The sequence below is a fragment of the Streptomyces sp. NBC_00440 genome, from assembly GCF_036014215.1.
Lineage (GTDB): Bacteria > Actinomycetota > Actinomycetes > Streptomycetales > Streptomycetaceae > Streptomyces.
Genome location: NZ_CP107921.1, coordinates 3409757 through 3433100 on the forward strand (window position 1 = coordinate 3409757; position 23344 = coordinate 3433100).

22 protein-coding genes are annotated in these 23344 nt (G+C 72.2%); 11 read left to right on the top strand and 11 right to left on the bottom strand.

Annotated elements, in window-relative coordinates; genetic code table 11:
* The first annotated feature begins 32 nt into the window (after nucleotides 1-32).
* Both OHB13_RS15200 and OHB13_RS15205 read left to right on the top strand, forming a co-directional pair.
* On the top strand, nucleotides 33-440 hold the full coding sequence (locus OHB13_RS15200) for a hypothetical protein (RefSeq protein ID WP_266855852.1): 408 nt from the start codon (nucleotides 33-35) through the stop codon (nucleotides 438-440).
* A gap of 44 nt (nucleotides 441-484) precedes the next feature.
* Nucleotides 485-1144: a pyridoxine/pyridoxamine 5'-phosphate oxidase gene (locus tag OHB13_RS15205; RefSeq protein ID WP_328377468.1), complete on the top strand. Its 660-nt coding sequence runs from the start codon at nucleotides 485-487 to the stop codon at nucleotides 1142-1144.
* Here the strand turns inward: OHB13_RS15205 and lepB are convergent.
* The 4 genes from lepB to OHB13_RS15225 all read right to left on the bottom strand — a co-directional run bounded on the left by lepB (nucleotide 1093) and on the right by OHB13_RS15225 (nucleotide 4471).
* Complete coding sequence (gene lepB / locus OHB13_RS15210) at nucleotides 1093-1716, bottom strand: signal peptidase I (protein WP_328377469.1); 624 nt, start codon at nucleotides 1714-1716, stop codon at nucleotides 1093-1095. The genes OHB13_RS15205 and lepB overlap by 52 nt on opposite strands.
* Nucleotides 1717-1853: 137 nt before the next feature.
* Nucleotides 1854-2441 carry a GNAT family N-acetyltransferase gene (locus tag OHB13_RS15215; RefSeq protein ID WP_328377470.1) on the bottom strand — a complete coding sequence of 196 codons (588 nt, stop codon included), beginning with the start codon at nucleotides 2439-2441 and terminating at the stop codon, nucleotides 1854-1856.
* 168 nt (nucleotides 2442-2609) lie between these two features.
* On the bottom strand, nucleotides 2610-3554 hold the full coding sequence (locus OHB13_RS15220; protein WP_328377471.1) for an NADP-dependent oxidoreductase: 945 nt from the start codon (nucleotides 3552-3554) through the stop codon (nucleotides 2610-2612).
* Nucleotides 3555-3556: 2 nt separating this feature from the next.
* Entirely contained in the window at nucleotides 3557-4471 is a 915-nt protein-coding gene (locus OHB13_RS15225) for an alpha/beta hydrolase (protein ID WP_328377472.1), read from the bottom strand.
* A gap of 119 nt (nucleotides 4472-4590) precedes the next feature.
* Between OHB13_RS15225 and OHB13_RS15230 the strand changes: the two genes are divergently transcribed.
* Nucleotides 4591-5520, top strand: coding sequence for a LysR family transcriptional regulator (locus OHB13_RS15230; RefSeq protein WP_328377473.1), 930 nt, complete (start codon nucleotides 4591-4593; stop codon nucleotides 5518-5520).
* On the opposite strand, the gene OHB13_RS15235 is transcribed toward OHB13_RS15230, so the two are convergent.
* Both OHB13_RS15235 and OHB13_RS15240 read right to left on the bottom strand, forming a co-directional pair.
* Nucleotides 5488-5976, bottom strand: a complete 489-nt coding sequence (locus tag OHB13_RS15235) for a Zn-ribbon domain-containing OB-fold protein (protein WP_328377474.1) — start codon at nucleotides 5974-5976, stop codon at nucleotides 5488-5490. The two genes, OHB13_RS15230 and OHB13_RS15235, sit on opposite strands and share 33 nt — an antisense overlap.
* On the bottom strand, nucleotides 5976-6425 hold the full coding sequence (locus OHB13_RS15240) for a DoxX family protein (protein WP_266855837.1): 450 nt from the start codon (nucleotides 6423-6425) through the stop codon (nucleotides 5976-5978). The genes OHB13_RS15235 and OHB13_RS15240 overlap by 1 nt, the downstream gene beginning before the upstream one ends.
* A gap of 158 nt (nucleotides 6426-6583) precedes the next feature.
* On the opposite strand from OHB13_RS15240, the gene OHB13_RS15245 reads away from it, so the two are divergent.
* Nucleotides 6584-7723: a flavin-containing monooxygenase gene (locus OHB13_RS15245; RefSeq protein ID WP_266855835.1), complete on the top strand. Its 1140-nt coding sequence runs from the start codon at nucleotides 6584-6586 to the stop codon at nucleotides 7721-7723.
* 162 nt (nucleotides 7724-7885) lie between these two features.
* Here the strand turns inward: OHB13_RS15245 and OHB13_RS15250 are convergent, their stop codons facing one another.
* Entirely contained in the window at nucleotides 7886-8515 is a 630-nt protein-coding gene (locus tag OHB13_RS15250; RefSeq protein ID WP_328377475.1) for a TetR/AcrR family transcriptional regulator, read from the bottom strand.
* Between the two features lie 72 nt (nucleotides 8516-8587).
* Here OHB13_RS15250 and OHB13_RS15255 point away from each other — a divergent pair, with 72 nt between their 5' ends.
* The 5 genes from OHB13_RS15255 (at nucleotide 8588) to OHB13_RS15275 (ending at nucleotide 14888) form a co-directional block, all read left to right on the top strand.
* Nucleotides 8588-9250: an O-methyltransferase gene (locus OHB13_RS15255; protein ID WP_328377476.1), complete on the top strand. Its 663-nt coding sequence runs from the start codon at nucleotides 8588-8590 to the stop codon at nucleotides 9248-9250.
* Between the two features lie 216 nt (nucleotides 9251-9466).
* On the top strand, nucleotides 9467-10870 hold the full coding sequence (locus OHB13_RS15260; protein ID WP_328377477.1) for an MFS transporter: 1404 nt from the start codon (nucleotides 9467-9469) through the stop codon (nucleotides 10868-10870).
* A gap of 165 nt (nucleotides 10871-11035) precedes the next feature.
* Nucleotides 11036-13261, top strand: a complete 2226-nt coding sequence (locus tag OHB13_RS15265) for an acetate--CoA ligase family protein (protein ID WP_328377478.1) — start codon at nucleotides 11036-11038, stop codon at nucleotides 13259-13261.
* Nucleotides 13262-13356: 95 nt separating this feature from the next.
* Entirely contained in the window at nucleotides 13357-14172 is an 816-nt protein-coding gene (locus OHB13_RS15270) for an enoyl-CoA hydratase/isomerase family protein (RefSeq protein ID WP_328377479.1), read from the top strand.
* A 125-nt stretch (nucleotides 14173-14297) separates the two neighbouring features.
* Nucleotides 14298-14888, top strand: coding sequence for a flavin reductase family protein (locus OHB13_RS15275; protein ID WP_328380294.1), 591 nt, complete (start codon nucleotides 14298-14300; stop codon nucleotides 14886-14888).
* Nucleotides 14889-14957: 69 nt separating this feature from the next.
* On the opposite strand, the gene OHB13_RS15280 is transcribed toward OHB13_RS15275, so the two are convergent.
* Complete coding sequence (locus OHB13_RS15280) at nucleotides 14958-16265, bottom strand: MFS transporter (RefSeq protein ID WP_328380295.1); 1308 nt, start codon at nucleotides 16263-16265, stop codon at nucleotides 14958-14960.
* A 223-nt stretch (nucleotides 16266-16488) separates the two neighbouring features.
* Here OHB13_RS15280 and OHB13_RS15285 point away from each other — a divergent pair, with 223 nt between their 5' ends.
* Entirely contained in the window at nucleotides 16489-17481 is a 993-nt protein-coding gene (locus tag OHB13_RS15285; protein ID WP_328377480.1) for a GlxA family transcriptional regulator, read from the top strand.
* Between the two features lie 83 nt (nucleotides 17482-17564).
* On the opposite strand, the gene OHB13_RS15290 is transcribed toward OHB13_RS15285, so the two are convergent.
* Complete coding sequence (locus OHB13_RS15290; RefSeq protein ID WP_328377481.1) at nucleotides 17565-19178, bottom strand: alkaline phosphatase D family protein; 1614 nt, start codon at nucleotides 19176-19178, stop codon at nucleotides 17565-17567.
* Nucleotides 19179-19474: 296 nt separating this feature from the next.
* On the opposite strand from OHB13_RS15290, the gene OHB13_RS15295 reads away from it, so the two are divergent.
* Complete coding sequence (locus tag OHB13_RS15295) at nucleotides 19475-21028, top strand: MFS transporter (RefSeq protein WP_328377482.1); 1554 nt, start codon at nucleotides 19475-19477, stop codon at nucleotides 21026-21028.
* Nucleotides 21029-21088: 60 nt separating this feature from the next.
* Here OHB13_RS15295 and OHB13_RS15300 read toward each other — a convergent pair whose 3' ends face one another.
* Together OHB13_RS15300 and OHB13_RS15305 are read right to left on the bottom strand one after the other, a co-directional pair.
* Complete coding sequence (locus tag OHB13_RS15300; protein WP_266855819.1) at nucleotides 21089-22138, bottom strand: Zn-dependent alcohol dehydrogenase; 1050 nt, start codon at nucleotides 22136-22138, stop codon at nucleotides 21089-21091.
* Nucleotides 22135-23319 carry an acyl-CoA dehydrogenase family protein gene (locus tag OHB13_RS15305; protein ID WP_328377483.1) on the bottom strand — a complete coding sequence of 395 codons (1185 nt, stop codon included), beginning with the start codon at nucleotides 23317-23319 and terminating at the stop codon, nucleotides 22135-22137. Before OHB13_RS15305 ends, OHB13_RS15300 begins: the two co-directional genes overlap by 4 nt.
* Between the last annotated feature and the right edge of the window lie 25 nt (nucleotides 23320-23344).

A 23344-nucleotide genomic window follows, 5' to 3' on the forward strand; every position in this document is an offset into this window, starting at 1 on the left:
CACGCTACGCAATCATGCCGATGCTCGTAGGCATGACGACTGAAAACCTCCCCGATTGGGTACCGGCATCGGGCCACCAACTCCGTCTCACCGGAGTGCACTTCGATGCCATCCGCGTCCGAGGGGTGCGCGGCGAGGCCGTACTGCACCATCTCGCCACGCTCACCGACGGGCTGCCGGGGCCCGTCGTACGGGAGGTGGCCGGGGGGAGGTGGACGTACTTCCTGATCCCGCCGGGGGCCTCGCACGAGTTCGACTGGCCGCCGGGGGTGACCTGTTACGGGCCGTCCGCACGGGACCAGTACGTGGGGATTCCCGCGCCGGACGGCAACACGTATCCGTTGCACTGGCGCTGCGATCCGCCCGTGGAGGGCAAGTTCGTCGACCCGGAACTGCTGCATGCGGTGGTCACGGCGCAGCTCTGCCGCGAGCCGGAGTAGGCGTGGGGGCGGTGGGGGCCTGGACGCAGCCGACAATGGTCCGCATGGACGACTTCACCGAGTTCCTGCACACCCTGCGGGTCTGGGACCTGCCCGAACTGCCGGAGTTCGACCCGGACACCGCGCCCGCGGATCCCCTCCCCCTCTTCCAGGAGTGGCTGCGCTCCGCGGCGGCCGCCGGGCAGCCCGAGCCGCACGCCATGACGCTCGCCACCGCCGATGCCGCCGGGCGCCCCGACGTACGGACGCTGATGCTGCACGACGCGGATGCGCGTGGCTGGCACTTCGCCTCGCACTCCGGGAGCGCCAAGGGCCGCCAGCTGGCCGGGCGTCCGGAGGCGGCGCTCGGGTTCTACTGGCCCGCGCAGGCTCGGCAGGTCCGGCTGCGCGGGCCGGTGACCGCCGCGCCCGCCGCCGAGGGGCAGGCCGATCTGCACGCCCGCTCGACCGGGGCGCTGGCGGCCGCGCTCACCGGGCGGATGAGTGAAGTGCTGGGTTCACTGGGCGAGCTGGAGGAGGCGTCGGCCGCCGCGTGGGAGCGTGCGCAGGCCGATCCGGAGGCACCCGTGCCGAGCTGGACGCGCTATGTGCTGGACCCGGACGAGGTGGAGTTCTTCCAGGGCGACACGCGCCGCCGTCATGTCCGGCTGCGCTACCGGCGCACGGAGAGCCGGGACTGGGCGCGTGAACTGCTCTGGCCGTAGGGCGTGAGCGCGGCCAGCCGACGGCGGCGGACCACGCGGCCCGCCAGCCCGAACCCGGCGCCCGCCAGCGCCAGCAGCGTGCCGGCGAGGACGCTCACGGCGAGCAGCAGCGGCATCGCCGGGTTGTCGATGAGCCGTCCCCGGACCGCCTTCACCGGCAGGGTGCCCGACTGGTCGGCCAGGAAGTTCCGGGAGTCCAGCGCGTCGGCGCGGTTGTCGCCGAGGGTGAACATCCGGCCGTGCGGCACGAGGACGTCGTACGCGTCCGACGCGCCCTCGTCACCGTCGTCGAGATACGGCTCGTCCAGCGGTTCGCCGTTGAGCACCAGCTGCTTCCCGTCGAAGACGAGGTGGTCGCCGCCGAGCGCGATGACGCGCTGGAGGGCATCGGCGCCGTCGTAGCGGTCCGGGGTGCGGTAGAGCACCACCTCACCGTGGTGCAGGCCGCCGCCGTCGCTCTTCTCGATGGCCACCCGGTCGCCCTTGGCGTACGCCGGGACCATCGAGTCGTCGTTCACGCTGACCGACTCGTACCCACGGAAACCCCAGAGGGCGCCGGCGGCCAGGAGCACGACGCCCAGACTGCCCAATACCCACCCAGTTACCGTCAGTCCACGCCCAGCGCCCATAGCGGACCTCCTTCGTCATCTTTTCCTGCGTACGAGCCCCCGGGTTCGTTACCCGACGGGCACGGGCTGCCGTCGTCCCGTCACCGTGGGGTGGGATCGGGACCGGGGTCGGGGTACGGGTCGGTGGCCAGCCGGGCATGCTGATGGGCATCACGGTAGGTGCCGGGCTGCTGGGCCTGGTGCATCCCGTCGCGCCGGGTGCCCTCGTACGCGTAACCGCAGCGCTCCGCGACGCGGCAGGACGCGGTGTGGTCCACGGCATGGCGCAGCTCGATGCGGTGGATGCCCTCCTGCTCGAACGCCCAGCGGGTGCAGAGCTCCACCGCGCGGGTGGCGATGCCCCGGCCGCGCAGTCCGGGCAGCACCCAGTAACCCACGGCCGCCTGGCACATGTGGCGGTTGATACCGGAGAGCCCGACGCCACCGACGATCACGCCGTCCTCGGTGACGGCGTACTGGACCAGCTCCCCGCGCAGCCAGCCCGCACCGCGGTTCCTGATCGTGGCGCGGGCGTCCGCCAGGTCGGTGACGGGCCTCAGCGGGGTGTTCCAGCGCAGATATTCGGGGTCGGTGACACCGCGCAGCAGCACCTCGGCGTCCGCCGCATCCCAGGGGCGCAGGCTCAGGCCGAGGCCATGCACCTCCGGCTGGGTCCGTATGTCGGTCATGCGGCTATTCAACACGCGGGGGGTCGGAGCGGTGCCCGGGGGGCGGCTCGGCGGTCGCACTCAGGGGCGGGCACAGCGCCCGTTGACCGGCTGGGTGCGTCCGCGGGCGGGGCGCCGCATGGCGATCCGCCCGCTCCGCACGGCGGGACGGTCGGGCCGTCGGCCGGTTCAGCGCGCGGGGGCGGCGTCCGGGAGGAGGACGACCTTGCCCAACGGGTGGTCGTGTTCCAGGTGGGCGAAGGCCGCCCGGACCTCGACCAGCGGGTGGGTCCGGCTGATCGGCACCTCGATCCGGCCGGCCGCCGCCAGCTCGGCCAGCTCGGTCAGCACTGCCCGGTCGGTGCCCTCGGCACTGCCCTGCGACCGGGTGCCGAGCGCGGCGGCGGCACCGTGGTCGAGCGTGTTGACCCGGCGGGGCGGCACCCCCAGGGAGAGTGCGATCCGCGGGTAGTCGCCGCCGTGGAAGTCGAGGAAGGCGTGCGCGGTGCCGCCGGCGTCGCCTTCGATCGCCCGGCGGAGGCGTTCAGCGACCCCGCTCCCGTAGCCGACGAGGGCGGCGCCCTGGGACCCCAGCCAGTCCTGGTGCCGCGCGGAGGCGACCGCGACCACGTTCACCCGGCGCCGGCGCAGGAGTTGGACGGCGAGGGTACCGACCCCGCCGGTGGCCCCGCTGACCACGACCGTCTCGCCGGCCCGAGGGGCGACCGCGGCGACCGCCGCTGATGCGGTACTGCCCGCGACGTAGAGGGCGCCTGCGGCGGCCCAGGGGAGCCCGTCGGGCTTGCGGACGAGCTGGTCCTCCGGGACGACGACGTACTCGGCGTGGCTGGACCGCTCCCAGGACCAGCCGATTACGGGGTCTCCGGGCACCCAGCCCGCAACCGCGGCCCCGGTCGCGGTGACGGTGCCGGCGAGGTCGCTGCCCTGTCCGGACGGGAAGGTCGCCGGGAACTGCCCGTGCAGGGCCCCGGTGCGGATCTTGGCCTCGCCCGGGTTGATCCCGGCGGCCCGCACCCGGACCAGGACGTCCCGCGGGCCGAGCGGGCGCGGTTCTACGTCCTCGACACCGAGTACGTCGATGTCTCCGTAGCGGTGGAAGCGTACGGCTTTCATGGTCAACCCTCCTGCTGGACATGGCTGTTGATGAGGCTGTTGATGAAGGCGGCGACGTGGTCCAGGGCCTGCGCGGCCTCGTCGACGGCCGGGGCGAAACCCTGGAAGACGTGCGGCGCCCCGGGGAAGGTCTGCAGGGTGACCGGGACGTCGGCGCGTGCGGCCCGCACGGCCAGCCGCAGGGCGTCGTCGAGCAGGACTTCCCGGCCGCCGGCCTGGATCAGCAGCGGCGGCAGTCCGCGCAGATCGGCGTGGAGCGGGCTGGCCAGCGGGGTGCGCGGATCCGCCCCGGCCAGGTAGTCGGCGGCCCGGGTCTCCAAGGCCCGGCGGGTGAGCGCCGGGTCCTCGTCGGCCCGGGTAGTCATGGTGGAACCGGACTGGGTGAGGTCCGTCCACGGGGACAGGACGGTCGCGGACGACGGCTGCGGCAGCCTCGCGTCCCGGATCGCCAGCAGCAGGGCGAGAGCGAGACCGCCACCGGCCGACTCGCCGGTGACGGCGACCGATCCGGCCGGGACGCCTCGGTCGAGCAGCGCACGGTAGGCGGCGAGGGCGTCGTCCACGGCAGCCGGGAAGGGGTGCTCGGGGGCGAGCCGGTAGTCGACGGAGAAGGTGTCGGCCGCGGTGCGCCGGGCGATCTCGGAGGCCAGGCCGACACTGGCGGCGGCCGAGCCGATCGCGTAGGCGCCGCCGTGGAAGTACAGCACGGTGCGGCCCGTCGGCTCGGCGGCGCCGGCGCGCACCTCCACGGCGGGCACCCCGCCCAGCTCGGTGGTCCGGGTGCGGACGTCGGCGGGCAGCGGCGCGCCGCCGAGCATCTCGTCGAAGACGCGGCGCATCTTCTCGACGTCGCCGCCCAGGTCCAGAGTCGAGTTCAGCAACAGGTCGGATACGGCGTCCAGCTGGCGGCGGGTCATGGTGGATTTCCGATCGGGTGCGGTGGGCGAGTTCGCGGGCGGTCCGCCCGGCGACGGGATCAACCCTCCGCCGCGTGTGATTATTTGTCTAATGCATCACAACTATCTAGGTTATCCACATGGCGCATATTGAACGGGTCGACCTCAATCTGCTCGCCCCGCTGGCCGCGCTGCTGGAGGAGCGGCATGTCTCGCACGCCGCCGAAGTCGCCGGGATGAGCCAGCCGGCGATGAGCCGGGCGCTGCAGCGGCTGCGGGACACGCTCGGCGACGAACTGCTGGTGCGCACGCCGCGCGGATACCGGCTCACCCCGCGGGCCGAGCGCGTCCAGCGCCAGCTGCGGGCGGTCCTGCCGCGGCTGGAGGGCCTGTTCGCCCCGGAGGAGTTCGACCCCGCGGAGGCCGCCGAGGCCTTCCGGGTTGCCGGGACGGACTACGCCCGGGTGTTCGCCCCCGCGGTCTTCCAGCGCGTCTTCCGGGAGTCGCCCCGCTCCACGGTGCACTTCCGCACCTGGCACGACGCCATCCACGAGGACCTCGACCGGGGCGTCGTCGACCTGATGTTCTACGCCAGGTCGGAGCCGGTCACCGCGCTGCACACCGAGCATCTCTTCGACGACCGGTTCATGTGTGTGCTCTCCGCCGACCACCCGCTGGCCGGGCGTCCGGAGATCGCTCTGGAGGAGTACCTGGACGCCACCCACGTGATCGTCGGCACCACCGACGAACGCCAGACCGCGATCGAGGGGCGCCTGGAGGACTTCGGAACGCCCCGCCGGGCCGGACTGACCGTGCCCTACCACTCGCTGGCCGCGCTATCGGTCCTGGGCACCCGGCTGATCCTCACGCTGCCCGCGCGGCTGCTCGCGGAGCAGCGCCCGGACCCCGGGATCCGGATCCTGCCCGCCCCCGAGGAGATCCGCCCGCTGCACTACCAGATGGCCTGGCACCCCCGGCTGGACGGCGACCTGGGACAGCGCTGGCTCCGGGACACCATCCGCGCCGTCACCGCTGAACTACCGGAGGTGGCACCGGACTTCCGCCTGTGAACCGTCCCGCCAAGACCCGTCGGTGCGGAACACCGGCACGCTGACGCCGGGGGTCAACTCGCGGAACGTGACGCCGAGCGCCATCCCGATACGGAGCCCGTCCGCCGGGCAGTCGACGATCTCCGTCATCAGGCGCGGCCCTTCGGCCAGATCCACCACCGCCGCGACGTACGGGACACGCTTCCCGAAGGGCGGCAGGTCGTTCCGGTGCACCACCGACCAGGTGTAGAGCGTGGCCCGGCCGCTCGCCTGCTCCCAGGTGACGTCGTCGCTCCAGCAGTGCGGGCAGAACTCGCGCGGGTAGTGGTGCGGCTTTCCGCACCCGCCGCAGCGCCTGATCAGCAGCCGGCCCTCGGCGGCGGCCGCCCAGTAGGGCGCGGTGAAGGCATCCGGTTCCGGCAGATCGAACCTCGGGGATGCGGCAGGGGCAGCAGTGGCGGGTGCGGGATCTGTCATCAGAAGAGTCCGATCGCGTGGTCGAGTGACCAGGTCTGCCAGGCCATCGCACCGAAGGCGGCCAGGGAAATCAGCGCCATCATCGCGTTCTGCCCCTGCTCGGCCCAGTCGTGGATCATCAGCACGAAGTAGAGGAGGTTGAGCAGGAACCCGGCGACCAGCGCCACCGGGGTCAGAAATCCGACCACTAGGCCAAGACCGAGGGCGAGTTCGGCGTAGACGACGACATGGGCCATGAGCCGGGGCCGGGGCGCCACGAAGCGCTCGAAGCCGCGCTTCACCACCGGCCACTTGTGCTTGCCCGCCACGTCCGCCGCCCAGGTGATGCCCGTACCGCGCTCGAACCAGGCCTTCTTGTCCTTGTGGCGCCAGCTCTCCAGCCACCACAGGCCGAGTCCGATACGGAGGACGGCGAGCCACTCGGCGCCACTGAGCCAGATCGAATGCATCGGGTCCCCTCGCTCGTTGCCCCATCGGTTTCTGACGGTACGTCAGTTCAGCGGATGGAAGCCACTGTGCGCAAGAGGTGTGCAGGCGTGATCAATTCGCAATCGCTTCTGGCCTTGACCGAGACCTATCAAGCGAACGGGCCATTACGCTCCGTTCCATGGACGACACGAAGGACGACCGGCCCGTCTACGTCATCGGTGCGGGACCGGGCGGACTGGCCGCTGCCGCCGCGCTGCGTGAGCGGGGCGTACGGGCCGTCATCCTGGAGAAGTCCAACGACGTCGGCACCTCCTGGCGCCACCACTACGATCGTCTGCATCTGCACACCACCCGGCGCCTCTCGGGGCTGCCGGGGCTGCCGATGCCGCGCTCCTTCGGGCGCTGGGTGTCGCGGGACAACGTCGTGCGGTATCTGGAGAAGTACGCGGAGTACCACGGCCTGGAGATCGTCACCGGGGTCGAGGTCACCCGGATCGCCCGCGCCGACGGCCCGGGTTGGCTGCTGCACGCGACCGGCGGGCGGGAGCTGACCGGCAGCGCGGTGGTCGTGGCCACGGGGTACAACCACACGCCCAGGCTGCCCGACTGGGCCGGTACGGACACCTTCCACGGGGACCTGGTGCACGCGGGCGCGTACCGCGACGCCTCGCCGTACGCGGGCCGGGACGTGCTCGTGGTCGGGGCCGGCAACACCGGCGCCGAGATAGCCGTCGACCTGGTCGAGGGCGGCGCCGGGCGGGTACGCATCGCCATCCGCACCGTCCCGCACATCATCCGGCGCTCCACCGCGGGCTGGCCCGCGCAGCGCACCGGCATCCTGGTCCGCAGACTGCCGACCCGGCTGGTGGACCGGGCCGGTGAGGCGCTGTGCAAGATCTCCGTGCCCGACCTCTCCGTGCAGGGCCTGCCGCGCCCCGACACGGGCCTCTACTCCCGGGTGCGCGAGGGCGCGATCCCCGTACAGGACGTGGGTCTGATCGACGCGGTCCGCACCGGCCGGGTCGAGCCGGTCGCGGCGGTGGACTCCTTCGACGACGGCAAGGTCGTCCTCGCCGACGGCACCCGGATCTCACCGGACGCGGTGATCGCGGCGACGGGGTACCGGCGGGCGCTGGAGCCGTTGGTGGGGCACCTGGACGTCCTGGACGCACGGGGCAAACCCGTGGTGCACGGCGGCCGAACCCCCGCGCAGGCGCCCGGACTGTTCTTCACGGGCTTCACCAACCCCATCAGCGGGATGTTCCGCGAGCTGGCGATCGACGCACGCAAGATCGCCGCGGTCATCGCACGGCAGTGAGCAGGGCAGTGAGCAGTGCGGTCAGCAGGGCGGTCAGCGCGGGAGTGAGCACAGCAGTGAGCAGGGCGGTCAGCCCGACAATGAGCAGGGCGCTGACCGCGAGGATGGACGCGGCGATCGCACGGAGCCACCGGTCGCCGCGCGCGGCGACCCCCGGCGGCGTCAGCCCAGGCGGCTCACGAAGGACCGCACCAGCCGGTCGGTGAAGTCCCGGCCGATCGGCTCGCCCGTCACCAGCACCCGGTAGTAGAGCGGACCCACGATCTGGTCGGTCTCGGCCGCCACGTCCAGGTCCGCGGGCAGTTCCCCCCGCCGCACGGCACGCTCCAGCGGCAACTGGTCGCGGCGGCGCTGCTCGTCGAGGAACCTGGCCCGGAAGTCCTCGGCGAACGCCGGATCGTGCTGGGTCTGGGCCATCAGCGCCTTGAAGACGGCTCCGGGGTCCGACCCACTGAGGAACTGGCCCAGGCGGCCCAGGTGGTCGCTCAGGTCGCGCGCCACATCGCCGTGATCGGGCGAGGGCGGCTCCTCGGCCACGTCCTGCAGGAAGGCATCCATCAGGACGTCGGTCTTCGTGCTCCACCAGCGGTAGATGGTCTGCTTGGCGACACCGGCCCGCGCCGCGATGCCTTCCATCGTGACGCCCGCGAAGCCCTTCTCGGCGAGCAGATCGTCGGCCGCCTCCAGCACCGCGAACCGGGCGATTTCGCTGCGCCCGTGCCGGTTGCCGTGGTGCCGTCGGCCCGCCGCGCCGACGGCCCCTTCCTCAGCGGTTCCTGCCTCAGCTCCCATGGTGCCTCCCTCTGCCCCCAGGATAGTCAGCCGTTCTAGACTAAACGCAACGGTGCGTCTACTCTAAACGGCATGACCTTCACCCACACGCTCGCCGACCCCCGGGTCGAGACCGCACTCAGCCGGATGTTCGACCTCGCCGCGCTCGACGAAGCCACCTCGGCCCGCACCCGGGCCGAGCACCCCGACCGCCCCGAGCCGACGACACCGCAGGAACTCGCCGACGCCACCGCCGAGATCTACATGCCGATCTCCGCAGCGGGCGGCGAGTTGCTCTACAACCTGGTGCGGGCCACCCGGCCCGCCACCGTCGTGGAGTTCGGCATGTCCTTCGGCATCTCGACCCTGTATCTGGCCGCCGCCGTGCGGGACAACGGCGCCGGGCGCGTCGTCACCACGGAACTGAACAAGGACAAAGCGGCCGCGGCCCGTCGCACCTTCGCCGAGACCGGCCTGGACGATGTGATCACCGTGATGGAGGGGGACGCCCGGGAGACGCTCGGCAGTCTCGACGCCCCGGCGGACTTCGTCCTGCTCGACGGCTGGAAGGACCTGTGCCTGCCCGTACTGCGCCTGCTCGAACCGCACTTGGCGCCGGGCACACTCGTGGTCGCCGACGACGTGAACCTCAGCAGCCTGCGCCCGTACCTGGAGTACGTACGCACCCCGGCGAACGGCTACCGGAGCGTGCCCTTCCCCGTCGAGGACGGCATGGAGATCAGCTGCCGCCTCTGAGCACGACCCGCGTCACGATCTACGTCACGACGCGCGTCGCCACCCGAGTCACGACCACCTGAGTCCTCAGCCACGTGGCTCACGGTGCACACTGCCGTGGGCGGGGCCATGGCTCACCGCACGGAGTCACGGCTCACCGCACGGGCCGGGGGCCGGGGTTCTCCCCGAGCCGGATCCCCCGGCCCGGCGACCGTACCGAAGAGGGGGAGATCAAGGATGTGCGCAGCCTGCGGCATACCCACCCACCTGGCCGACGCTGAAGCGTTCGCGCCCGCCGAGGCGCAGCCCGCGACCCCGGCCACCGTCCCAACCACCACCCCACCCACCGGCCCTTCCGCCGGCGCGGCTCCAAATACGTCCGGCGGCCCGCCCGTCGCCCCGCCGCCTCCGAGGTTCGCCGCGCTGCGCAATCCCGACTGCCGCCCGTACCTGTTCGGTGCGGCCCTGGCGATGATGGCCGACAACATCGAACACGTCATCACCTACTGGGTGTTGTGGCAGACGTTCCACTCCCCGGCCCTGACCGGCTTCCAGGTCATCAGCCACTGGGTGCCGTTCCTGCTGCTCTCGATGTGGTTCGGCTCCCTGGCGGACCGCTACGACTGCCGCCGCATCATCCAGGCCGCGCAGGTCCTGTTCATGGCCGTCTCCGTGACCTGGGGCGTCCTGTTCCTCACCGACTCGCTGCACATGTGGGAGGCGTGCGTCCTGCTCGTCCTGCACGGTCTTGCCGGGTCACTGTGGGGCCCCGGCGAGCAGCTGATGCTGCACGACTTCGTCGGCCCGGCCGAACTGCCCAGCGCCGTACGCCTGAACGCCACCTTCCGCAGTCTGGGCGTCCTCTTCGGCCCCGTGGTCGGGTCCGCGCTGCTGCTGGGGCTCGGCCCCACGGCGGGTATTTTCGCCAACGTCGCCTTCTACCTGCCGCTGACGCTCTTCCTCTTCCGTACCCGGTTCACCGGCCACACCCGCGACCGCCACAGCAGGCCACGGGTGGGGGTGCTGGAGTCGCTGCGCGTCCTGCGGGAGATCGGCTCCAACCGCACCCTGGTCAGCATGATCATCCTGGGCGGCCTCGGCTCGTTCTTCGTCGGCTCCTCGCTCCAGTCCTCGATGCCGATCTTCGCCCATGACCTCGGCGCGGGCGGCGCCGGGACCGCGTACGGGGTCCTGCTGTTCGCCAACGGCGCGGGCGGGGTCGTCGGCGGCATCGTGCTGGAGGCCACCGGGTGGGTCAAACCACATGTGCCGGCCGCCGTCATCAGTACGGCGATCTACGGCGTGACCAGCCTGTTCTTCGCCCTCACCACCAGCTATCCGCTGGCGCTCGGGCTGCTGCTCGTCGGCGGTGTCGCCAACCTCGCGTCGATGTCGATCGGCCAGACGGTCGTGCAGTTGCTCGCTCCCGCCGCCGACCGCGGCCGGGTCCTCGGGGTGTACGGGATGTCCGCCAACGGACTGCGCGCGGGCAGCGGTTTCACCGTCGGCCTGCTGGGCGCCGCCATCGGCGTCCACGCGTCCCTGGGGTTCAGCGCCACCGCTCTCTGCGTCGGCACCGTCCTGGCCGGCCTGCACGCCCTGCGCGGGCACCGGCGGGCGGCTCCGGCCGACGCCGGGTAGGCGAGAACCGGCCGACAGCGCCCTGCGGCGGTATCGGCCGGTGACGCGGTGGGAAGTGCCGTATCGCGAGTCTTTGCTTGCAGCAGTGTTCCTGACGGGCCGTCAGTTCAGTAATCTGACTAGGTGTCAGGTACTTCGGCCATCGAGCAGGAGCGGGCGGAAACGATGCTTGGATCGACTCACGGCACCCTCACCACCGACTTCCATGCGCGCGTGGTGGCCTGCGGGGAGCAGCCACCCGCCGCCGTTCACGGCACAGCGGCAGCGGAAGGCGATCTGGACGTCAGCGGACGCCCGGTATACGCCTCCGTGCCGGATCTCGACCGGTTCTTCCGGCCCGGCTCGGTGGCCGTCATCGGCGCGTCCGACGCCGAGGGCCGCCCGAACACCGGGATCACCCGCCAGCTGATCGCCTGGTCGGAGCGGGTCGGGGCGACCCTGCACCCGGTGCATCCGACCCGTACGGCCGTCTTCGGCCTCCCCTGCTCCCCCACTGTGGCCGACCTGCCCGAACCGGTCGACCTCGCCGTACTCCTGGTCGCGGATCCACTGCCGCTGATCCCCCAACTGGCCGACGCCAAAGTGAAGTTCGCGGTGGCCTTCGCATCGGGCTTCGCCGAGACGGGCGAGCAGGGCGCCGACGCCCAGACCCGGCTGACGGCGGCGGTCGAACGCTCCGGGCTGCGGATGCTCGGCCCCAACACCAACCTGAACGCCTTCGAGAAGTTCCGCGACGACCTGGAGGGCCCGGCGGTCGCCCTGATCACCCAGTCCGGACACCAGGGCCGCCCGGTCTTCGCCATGCAGGAACTGGGCATCCGGCTGTCGCACTGGGCCCCCACGGGCAACGAGGCCGACCTGGAGACCTCCGACTTCATCTCGTACTTCGCCGGGCGCCCCGAGGTCGGCGCGATCGCCTGCTATGTCGAGGGCCTCAAGGACGGCCGGTCCTTCCTGCTGGCCGCGGACCGTGCGGCGCGGGCCGGGGTGCCGGTCGTGGCGGTGAAAGTGGGCCGTACGGAGACGGGGGCCAGGTCGGCCGCCTCACACACCGGGAAGCTCACCGGCGCGGACCAGGTGGTCGACGCGGCCATGCGGCAGTACGGGGTGATCCGGGTGAACGGCCTGGACGAACTCCAGGACACCTCGGCCCTGTTGGCCCGCGCGAAGAAGCCGCAGGCCGACGGCGTGGTGGTGTACTCGATCTCCGGCGGCACGGGGGCGCACTTCGCGGACCTCGCGACGGCGGCCGGGATCGGCCTTCCGGTCCTCTCGGAGGCGAAACAGGCCGAACTGCACACCTGGATACCGGAGTACCTCAACGTCGCGAACCCGGTCGACAACGGCGGTCACCCGGTGGGCGACTGGCGCGGCCGCAAGATCATCGACGCGATTCTGGCGGATCCCGGTGTGGGGGTCCTGATCTGTCCGATCACCGGCCCCTTCCCGCCGATGAGCGACAAGCTGGCCCAGGACCTGGTGGACGCGGCGGAGGCCACGGACAAGCTGGTGTGCGTGGTGTGGGGGTCGCCGGTGGGCACGGAGGAGGCGTACCGCACGACGCTGCTCGGCTCGCAACGGGTGGCGACCTTCCGTACCTTCGGCAACTGCGTCACAGCGGTCAAGGCGTACCTGGACCACCACCGCTTCACCACCGGCTACCGCTCCCCCTTCGACGAGGCCCCCCGGACCCCGTCCCCTTCCTTCCGCAAGGCCCAGGCCCTGATGCGCCCGCACCAGCAGCTGAGCGAACACGCGGCGAAGCAGCTGCTGCGGGCGTACGGGATCCGCGTCCCGCGCGAACAGCTGGTGACCAGCGCGGCAGCGGCGGTCCGGGCGGCGGGGCAGGTCGGCTACCCGGTCGTCATGAAGGCGTCCGGCGCCCAGCTCGGGCACAAGACCGAACTGGGCCTGGTGAAGGTCGGCCTGACCTCGGCGAGCCAGGTGCGGGACGCGTACCGGGAGCTGACCGACATCGCCCGGTACGAATCGGTCGACCTGGACGGCATCCTGGTCTGCCAGATGGTGGAGCGGGGCGTGGAGATGGTCGTCGGCGTCACCACCGACGCGCTCTTCGGCCCGACGGTGACGGTGGGGCTCGGCGGCGTCCTGGTGGAGCTGCTGGACGACACGGCCGTACGGGTCCCGCCCTTCGGCGAGGACCAGGCCCGCGACATGCTGGCCGAACTCCGTGGCCACGCCCTGCTGGAGGGCGGCGTCAGGGGCGCGCCGCCGGCGGATGTGGACGCGCTGGTGGAGGTGGTGCTGCGGATCCAGCGGATGGCCCTGGAACTGGGCGACCAGCTGGCGGAGTTGGACGTCAACCCCTTGATGGTCCTGGGGCGCGGGCAGGGCGCTGTGGCGCTGGACGCGCTGGCGGTCTGCCGCTGAGCCCCCCGGACCCCCGCTCCTCAAACTCCCCCGGACTTCGTCCGGGGGACCCCCAGCAGGGCTTGAGAGCCTCCTCAGCTCCGAAAGGCGACCCCATGACCGCTTCGCCCGAAGCCGAAGAAGACGCGATCCTCCACACCACCACCGGCGGCGTCTCCACGATCACCCTCAACCGCCCGGCCGCGATGAACGCCCTCACCTGGGACCAGCGCGAACAGGTCATCGGCCTCCTGGCCGCGGCGTCCGCCGACCCCGACATCCGCGCGGTCGTCCTCACCGCCACCGGCCGCGGCTTCTGCGCGGGCGCCGACCTCCGGGGCGGCGGCCCGCAGGCCCCGGCCGAGCGCGTCACCGGCGACGTGGCCCGTACGATCCGGCTCGGCGCGCAGCGCCTCATCGCGGCCGTCCTCGACTGCGAGAAGCCGGTGATCGCCGCGGTCAACGGCACCGCCGCCGGCCTGGGCGCACAGCTCGCCCTCGCCTGCGACCTCGTACTGGCCGCGGAATCGGCCAGGTTCATCGAGGTCTTCGCCCGCCGCGGCCTCGTCCCCGACGGCGGCGGCGCGTATCTGCTGCCCCGCCTGATCGGCCCGCACCGCGCCAAGGAGCTGATGTTCTTCGGCGACGCGCTCCCCGCGCCGGAAGCCGAACGCATCGGCCTGATCAACCGGGTGGTCCCGGACGAGGACCTGCTGAAGACGGCCCACGAGTGGGCCGCCCGGCTGGCCCAGGGCCCCACCCGGGCCCTGGCCCTCACCAAGCAACTGGTGAACGCCTCACTGGAGTCGGACCGCAGCACAGCCTTCGCGGCCGAGGCCGCCGCCCAGGAGATCAACATGACGACGGCCGACGCGAACGAGGGCGTGACGGCCTTCGTGGAGCGCCGGACGCCGGAGTACCGGGGGCGGTAGGCCGGAGTGCCGGGGGCGGTATGCGGGAGCGCCGAGGGCGGCAGGCCGGGCCGGAAGAGGGTGGTGACGCCCTTCCTATCTGACGCCCCGTCAGCTTCAATGGGGTGATGATGGGACACGCAGGGATGGCGGCCACCGCCGTCCGATACCTCAGGTCGGTAGGCGCCCCGACGGCCACCGGGCCGGTCGATCCACTCCCGCGCCCGGATCTGCGGGCGGTGGGCGACGACGAACGGATGCCCGTCGACCCGGGCGAATTCCGCCGCGTACTCGGCCACTTCGCGAGCGGCGTCACCATCGTCACCGCGCACGACGAAGAGGGCCCTGCCGGCTTCGCCTGCCAGTCCTTCGCCTCGCTCTCACTGGAGCCGCCGCTCGTCGTGTTCATGGTGGCCCGTACGTCGACGACCTGGCCGCGCATCGCCCGCGCCGGGGCCTTCTGCGTCAACATCCTCGGCGCGGACCAGGGCGGGCTGTGCCGCGCCTTCGCGGTGAGCGGCGCCGACAAGTTCGCGGGGGTGCCCCACGAACCGGCCCCCGCGACCGGTGCGCCGCTGCTCACCGGCGTACCGGCGTGGATCGACTGCCGCATCCACGCCGTCCACACGGGCGGCGACCACCTGATCGTGGTCGGCCGGGTGGAGACGCTGGGCGGTTCGGCCGATGGCGCACCGCTGCTGTTCCACCGGGGAGCGTTCGGCCGGTTCACGGCCTGAGCAACCCCGGGGGCATCTCCCGCACAGGACACGTGTGTTCATCCGGCCGGGACCGCCGCAACCGGCTGCTCAGCCACCGGCGCCCGCCACCCGCACCACCCCCGCCGCCCGGGGCCTCAGCACCAGGGCCATCAGTGCCGCCGCCGCGCACATCGCACCCGACGCGTACCAGATCACGTCGTACGAGCCGAAGACGTCCCGCACCACGCCGCCCAGGTACGCGACCAGCGCCGCGCCCACCTGGTGGGAGGCGAGCACCCAGCCGAAGACGATGGCGCTGTCCTCGCCGTAGTGCTCGCGGCACAGGGCGATCGTCGGGGGGACCGTGGCGACCCAGTCCAGGCCGTAGAAGACGATGAACAGGACCATCGGCGGATGGACGGACGGCGCGAGCAGCATCGGCAGGAAGAGCAGTGAGATGCCGCGCAGCGTGTAGTAGACCGCCAGCAGGCGGCGGGGATCGAAGCGGTCCGTGAACCAGCCGGACGCGATCGTGCCCACGATGTCGAAGATCCCGATCACCGCGAGCAGCGAGGCGGCGGCCGTGACCGGCATCCCGTGGTCGTGCTCCGCCGGGACGAAGTGGGTCTTCACCAGGCCGTTGGTGGATGCGCCGCAGATCGCGAACGTCCCTGCGAGCAGCCAGAACGGGCCCGTCCTGACAGCCCTGGCGAGCACCCCGACCGCCCGCCGGGCCGCGCCGGTCAGCGGGGGCGGCTTCGGTACGAACTCCGCTGCCCCGTAAGCCGACTGGCCCACGTCCGCCGGATGGTCACGCAGCAGCAGCCACACCAGCGGCACCACGGCCAGCGCCGCGAGCGCCACCGTGACCGCCGCGGGGCGCCAGCCATGGTGCACGACGAGCCAGGAGAGGACCGGCAGGAAGACCAGCTGGCCCGAGGCGCTCGCCGCCGTGAGGACGCCGGTGACCAGTCCCCGCTTGGCGACGAACCAGCGGTTGGTCACCGTCGCCGCGAAGGCCAGCGCCATCGAGCCGCTGCCCATGCCGACCAGCACGCCCCAGTAGAGGACCAGTTGCCACGCGGTGGTCATCCACACCGTGAGCAACGAGCCCACCGAGATGACGGTGAGCGCGACGGCCACCACGCGGCGGATCCCGAAGCGGTCCATCAGCGCCGCCGCGAACGGCGCCGTCAGCCCGTACAGCGCGAGGTTCACCGAGATCGCCAGGCCGATCGTGCCGCGCGACCAGTGGAACTCCTCGTGCAGCGGGTCGATCAGCAGCCCCGGCAACGAGGCGAAGGCCGCGGCGCCGATGATCGTCACGAAGGTGACCGCGGCCACGAACCAGGCGCGGTGCAGGCGCGGCCGGCGCCCGCCGGGCAGCGATGACGGCGCCAACCCCGCGTGCGTCACAGGCCGTTGCTCCTGCTGCACGGGCTGCGACCGCTGCTCCTGCTGCACGGGCTGCGGGACAGGGCCCAGTGGTTCCGATGTCTGTGTCACGCCGCCAGCATCACCGGGGCAGCACCGGTCGTACGAGTGGCCCGGAGGACAGCCTTCGCTATGATCGGGCCACCGCCCCGTCCGGAGAGGCCGGACAGGCCAGTGGCGCCCGTTCTGTCCCAGGGAGGACCCCGTGCCCCGCCCCAACCCGCGCCCGCACCGCGTCGTCGTGCTCGCCCTGGACGGGCTGCTCCCCTTCGAACTCGGCATTCCGCACCGCATCTTCAGCCGTCCCCGCGACCCGGCGGGCCGCCCGCTGTACGAGGTGGTGACCTGCTCGGTGCGCCCGCCGGGCCCGGTCCGTACGGACGCCGACTTCTCGATCGTCGCCGAGTACGGCCCGGAGGCACTGGCCACCGCGGACACCGTCGTCGTCCCCGCCTCGTACGAACTGGGCCCGGTGTACGAGGAAGGCAGGCTGACGGACGAACTGGCCACCGCGCTCGCCCACATCAGGCCCGGCACCCGGCTGGTCTCCATCTGCACCGGCGGCTATGTGCTGGCCGCCGCCGGATATCTGGACGGGCGGCCCGCCACCACGCACTGGGCGTCCGCCGCGCACTTCCAGCAGCTGTTCCCGGCTGTCCTGGTCGACCCGGACGTGCTGTTCATCGACGACGGGGACGTCCTCACATCGGCGGGCGTGGCTGCGGGCATAGACCTCTGCCTGCACATCGTGCGCCGCGACCACGGAACGGCGGTGGCGAACGACGTGGCGCGCAAGACGGTCGTGCCGCCGCACCGGGACGGCGGCCAGGCCCAGTACATCGAACGGCCGCTGCCCGAGGACCGGTCGGCGACGACGACCGCCGCCCGCGCCTGGGCACTCGCCCGGCTGCACGAGCCGATCCAGCTGCGGGACATGGCCGAGCAGGAGTCGATGTCCGTACGCACCTTCACCCGCCGCTTCCGCGAGGAGGCCGGCATCAGCCCCGGCCAGTGGCTCACCCGGCAACGGGTCGAGCGGGCCAGATACCTGCTGGAGTCATCGGACCTGTCGGTCGACCAGGTGGCCAGGGACGCCGGTTTCGGTACGGCCCAGTCCATGCGCCAGCACCTGACGGCGGCGCTGGGGGTTCCCCCGACGGTCTACCGGCGTACGTTCCGGGCACGGACCACCGTGTGACGCGCCGGGGCGGACCGGACGGCCCCGCGCGCCACCGGACATCGCCCCCGCTCCCTGATCCGGCCTGATCCGAACGAAAGGCCCTAACTCACCACCTGCACCCCCGGCCGCTCCGACCGCACTTGGAGCCGGGCGAGCGTGCTGGCCTTCGCCTTCTTGCTGAGGACCGTGTCCACCACCCGGACCTGGGCGTCCACCGACGACTCCCCGATGTCGAAGAGGTGGTAGCCGCGGTGCGCGTCGATGACCTTCCAGTGCGGGTTGTCCTTCTTCAGCGGGTCCCACTGCTCGTGGAACACGGTCTGGTCCTGGTCCCCGTTGCTGGAGATCGACGTACCCACGAACTCCGCCCCCACCACGGCGGACTTCGGATCGGCGAAGTCCTTCTTCAGGTCACTGATCATCGTCAGATGGCGGTCACCGGAGAGCACCAGCGGGTTGCGCACGGACTGGAACTGCCGCATGAGCGCGTTCCGTTCGACCTGGTAGCCGTCCCACGCGTCGTAGTACCAGAGCTTGCCCTTGCCGGGCATGAGATCGGTCTCGGCCATCATGATCTGGGAGGCGATGACGTTCCAGCGGGCCGGTGACCGGGTCAGCCCCTTCAGCAGCCACTCCTTCTGGGCCGCGCCCAGCATCGTGCGGGACGGGTCCTCGGCGCCCGCCTGCGTCGCCGCCTGATCGGTGCGGAACTGGCGGGTGTCCAGGACGTTCAGCCGGACGAGCCCGCCGTAGTCGAAGCGCCGGTACATCTGGATGTGCGGGCCGTGCGGCACCGCCGTGGCCCGGACCGGCATGTGCTCGTAGTACGCCTGGTACGCGGCGGTCAACCGGGCGACGAACGCGGTGTGCGACTGCTTCGCCGGGTCCTGCGGCACCTCACCCGCGAAGTCGTTGTCGACCTCGTGGTCGTCGAAGGTCACCACCCAGGGCGCGTACGCCTGCATGGCCTGGAGGTCCGGGTCGGTGCGGTACTGGGCGTAGCGGTTGCGGTACTCGTCCAGTGTGTACGGCTCGTCGTGGCCGGTGTGGAGCCGTACAGAGCCGGCCGCCGGAGCGGACTCGTAGATGTAGTCGCCGACGAAGAGGACCAGGTCGGGGTCCTGCGCGCGCATGTCGGCGTACGGGGTGAAATAGCCGTGCTGCCAGTTCTGGCAGGAGGCGAGCGCGATACGGAGGGTGCCGCCGGCCGAGAGCGGCGACGGCGCGGTGTGGGTGCGGCCGACGGGCGAGATCTGGCCATCGCAGCGGAAGCGGTACCAGTACTTGCGGCCGGGCTGCAGGCCCTTGGCGTCGGCGTGCACGCTGTGGGCCAGTGCGGGCACGGCCTGCTCGGTGCCGCTCCGGACGATTTTGGTGAACTTCGCGTCGTCGGCGACCTGCCACTCGACGGTGACGGGGGCGTCGGGCATACCCCCGCCATTCAGCGGGTCGGGTGCGAGGCGGGTCCACAGCACGACCGCGTCGGGCAGCGGATCGCCCGATCCGACGCCGAGTCTGAAGAGTCCGGCAGGAAGTTTCGGGGCCGCGGCGGATCCGGTGAACACGGCGGTGCGGGCCGGGGCGGGCGTTGCGGCGGACGCGCTGCCGGAGAGCGGAAGCTGGGCGGCGGCGGCCACGCCGAGCGCGGCGGCCGATCCTGCGAGGAACCTGCGGCGGCCGGTGAGAGCGGAGCGTGCTGCGTCGTCTGCGGACATACGGATTGACTCCCTGGCTCCTATGGGGTCTCTTGTCGCGCTTGAGGTTCACAGGGCGAGGTGGCCGTGGGGCTGAACGCCACGCATCGTGCGCATGACAGTTGCCGAAAGCGTCGGACCGTCAGCGCCGGGAAGCGCCAGAGCCCTTGGGGCAGCTGGCTTGTACGGGATCCGGACGGTGGCGGCCAGCTGAATTCCGGCCGGATCGCGACTGCTCCGTACGAGAGGGAAAGTTGGCCCGAATGGGCAGCGGGAAGGGCCGCCCCGGCCGCCCGGCTCTCGTAAGGTGACCGCCCATGGCGCTTCCCTCTGACCCTTCCAGAACCACCGCGGACCCGACCGCGCAGTCTCCGGCGGGCGCGGCTTCGGGGCCCCCTGCGGGTTCGGCTGCCGGCGCGGCTTCGGGACCCCCCGCGGGCTCCGCTGCCGAATCCCCCGCGGGCCCGGTCGCTGCCGCTGCCGCGGTCTCCGGCGCTGTCGGCGTCCCGGCCTCCGGCGCGGCTGGTTCCGGCACGATCCCGGCCCCCACCCGGTCGGACTCCGGAGCCGGTTCCGATACCGGCACCGGCGCCGGCTCCGGAACCGGACCCACGCCCGTACCCACGCCCGGCCCTCCGGCCGCCCCGCCCGGGGCCGCACCGCTGCCGTCGCTCTGGCGCGACCGGCGGTTCGTGCTGCTCGCGTCCGCACGGACCATCTCGGTCCTGGGCAACGGCTTCGCCCGGGTGGCGCTGGCGTTCGCGGTGCTGTCGCTGCCGGGCGCCACCCCCGGGCGGCTGTCGCTGGTGCTCGCCTGCCAGGCGCTGCCGCAGCTGGTGCTCATCCTGGTCGGCGGAGTGATCGCCGACCGGATGTCCCGCTCCCGGCTGATGATGATCTCGGACTGTCTGGGGGCCGCCGCGTACGGGGGTCTCGCCGCGATGGTGCTCACCGGGCACGCGCCGCTGACGGCGATGTGCCTGCTGGCTGTGGTGGCCGGAACAGCCAGCGCGCTGTTCGCCCCTGCGATGTCGGGCGTCGTCCCGCAGATCGTCCCCGCCGCGCAGTTCCAGCAGGCCAACGCCCTGCTGCGAGTCGGTATGAACGGTTCGATGGTGCTCGGGCTCGCGCTCTCCGGCGTGACCGTCGCGACGTTCGGCGCGGGCTGGGCGCTCGCCCTGAACGCCGCGTCCTTCGTGGTGAGCGCGGGTCTCATCAGGGGGCTGCGGCTGACGACAGCTGTGCGGGCCGCGTCATCCGGCTGGGCCGATCTCCGCGATGGCTGGAAGGAGTTCATCTCCCGGCAGTGGCTGTGGGCCGTGGTCTGCCAGGCAGCGGTCATGGTGGCCGCGGTCGCCTCGACGTCCGGGGTGCTCGGACCGCTGGAGGCGAAGGAGCACCTCGGCGGGGCCGGTGCCTGGTCCGCGATCGTCGCCGCGCAGGCGGTGGGCACGGTCGCCGGGGCGTCCTTCGCGGTACGGATCCGGGTGCGGCGCCCCCTTCTCGTCGCCGTGGTCGCGATCTTCCCGGTGGCGGTGCCGATGGCGCTGCTCGCCGCCCATGCGCCGGTCTGGGTGATCTGCCTGGCGATGTTCTGCTCGGGCCTGTCCACCGATGTGTTCGGGGCGCTCTGGGAGACCACGATGCAGCGGGAGATCCCCGAGGCGGTCCTGTCCCGGGTCAGCTCCTACGACTGGTTCGGCTCCCTCGCCCTGGCGCCGCTGGGACTCCTGGTGGCGGGGCCGATCGCGGCGGCCGTGGGCACCAGGGCCGCGCTCGCGGGGTGCGCGGGGGCTACGGTGCTGGCCACGTTCGGGGCGCTGCTGTCGCCCCAGGTACGGACGCTGCGCGCGCCGGTCGAGGACGGCTGACCGTTCGCGGGGGCTCCGCCCAGCACTCCGGCGGAGCCCCGTGGAACGGTGCGTCACCGTTCAGAACGTCAGCACCCCCCGCGCCACCTTCCCCCCTTCCGCATCGGCCACCGCCCCCGCGAAGTCCTCCACCGGATACGTCCGCGTCACCAGTTCGTCCAGCAGCAGCGCCCCCCGCTCGTACAGCCCCGCGTACAGCGGAATGTCCCGTTGCGGCCGCGAAGCCCCGTACCGGCAGCCCAGGATGGACTTGTCCAGGAACATCGACGACACCAGGAACGACGCCTCCGCCGTCGCGGGCGGGGTGCCCAGCAGGACGGCCTGGCCGTGGCGGTCCAGGAGGTCGATGGCCTGGCGGATCAGCTCCACCCGGCCCACGCACTCGAAGGCGTGGTCGGCGCCCTTCGGGAGGATGTCCCGGACGCCCTCCGCCGACGTGAGGAAGTGGGTCGCCCCGAACTGCCGGGCCACCGCCTCCTTCTCCGGATTCGCGTCCACCGCCACGATCACCGCCGCACCGGCGATCCGCGCGCCTTGCAGGACGTTGAGGCCGATACCGCCGGTGCCGATGACGACCACCGAGTCGCCGCGGTCGACCTTCGCCCGGTTCAGTACCGCTCCGACCCCCGTCAGCACCCCGCACCCGATCAGCGCAGCCGAGGTGAGCGGGATGCCGGCGGGGATCTTCACGGCCTGCACCGCCTTGACGACAGTGCGTTCGGCGAATGCCGAGTTGGACGCGAACTGGTAGAGCGGATTCCCGCCCCGTGAGAACGGCCGGCCCGGCATCCCGATCGCCTTGCGGCACATGGTGGGCCTGCCACGGTCGCAGTCGGCGCACGCCCCGCAGTTGGCGAGCGTGGAGAGCGCCACATGGTCACCCGGGGCCACATGCTTCACCCCCGCCCCCACTGCCTCGACCACACCCGCGCCCTCGTGGCCGAGCACCACCGGGACGGGGAACGGAATCGTCCCGTCGATCACCGACAGGTCGCTGTGGCAGAGACCGGCCGCCGCGACGTCCACCAGGACCTCGCCCGGTCCCGGATCACGTATCTCCAGGTCGTCGACCACCTGGGCCTGCTTGCCGTCGAAGACGACACCCCTCATCTCGGCTCCCTCGGTAGGCCGAGCACCCGCTCGGCGATGATGGTGCGCTGGATCTCGTCGGAGCCGCCGTAGATCGTGTCGGCCCGGCTGAACAGGAACTGCCGCTGCTGTGCGTCGAGTTCGTACGGACTCCCGGGCGTCCAGCCGGAAGGCCCGACGGCGCCGCCCGCCCCGCGCACCTGCACCGCCAGCTCTCCGAGCCGCTGGTGCCAGCCGCCCCAGAGCAGTTTGGCGACGCTCGGGGCGCCCGCGTCGTCCGTACGCCCCAGGGTGCGCAGCGCGTTCCACCGCATGGTGCGCAGCTCGGCCCACTGGCGTACCAGCCGGTCGCGCAGCACCGGGTCGCCGGTGGCGCCCGACGCGACCGCCGCGTTCACGACCTCCTTCAACTCCCTTGCGAAGCAGATCTGCTGGACCAGCGTCGACACCCCGCGCTCCAGGGCGAGCAGGCCCATGGCGACCTGCCAGCCGTTGCCTTCGCCGCCGACCACGCACTCCGCCCGCGCGCCGTCGAAGAAGACCTCGTTGAACTCGCTGGTGCCCGACATCTGCCGGATCGGCCGTACGTCGATCCGGCCCGGCTGGTCCATCGGGACCAGCAGGAAGGACAGCCCGTGGTGGCCGCGCGTGCCCGGCTCCGTACGGGCCAGCACGAAGCACCAGTCGGCCTCCTTCGCCAGCGAGGTCCAGATCTTCTGGCCGGTGACGCGGTACGTGCCGTCGCTTTCGCGCACGGCGGCGGTACGCACCGCCGCCAGGTCGGAGCCGGCGCCCGGCTCGCTGTACCCCTGGCACCAGAGCGCTTCGCCGCGCGCGATCGGCGGCAGGAAGCGGGCCTGCTGCTCGTCGTCGCCGAAGGCGATGAGGGTGGGCGCGAGGAGGTTCTCGCCGATGTGGCCGACCCGGCCGGGGGCGCGGGCCGCCGCGTACTCCTCGGCCCAGACGACCTGCTGGGTCAGGGTGGCCCGGCGGTTGCCGAAGTCGCCCTGCCAGCCGATGCCGATCCAGCCGCCGCTGCCCAGCTCCCGCTCCCAGGCCCGGCGCAGCTCCGCGCCCTCGTGTTCGCTGCCGGGGCCGCCGGTGGCTCCGGCGGTGGCGAACTCGCCGGTGAAGTGCTCCGCCAGCCAGTCCCGCGCCTCGGCCCGGAACGCGGCGTCGTCAGGCCCGGGGGAGAAGTCCACGCCGCGCCTCCCCTGCGTGAGGGAC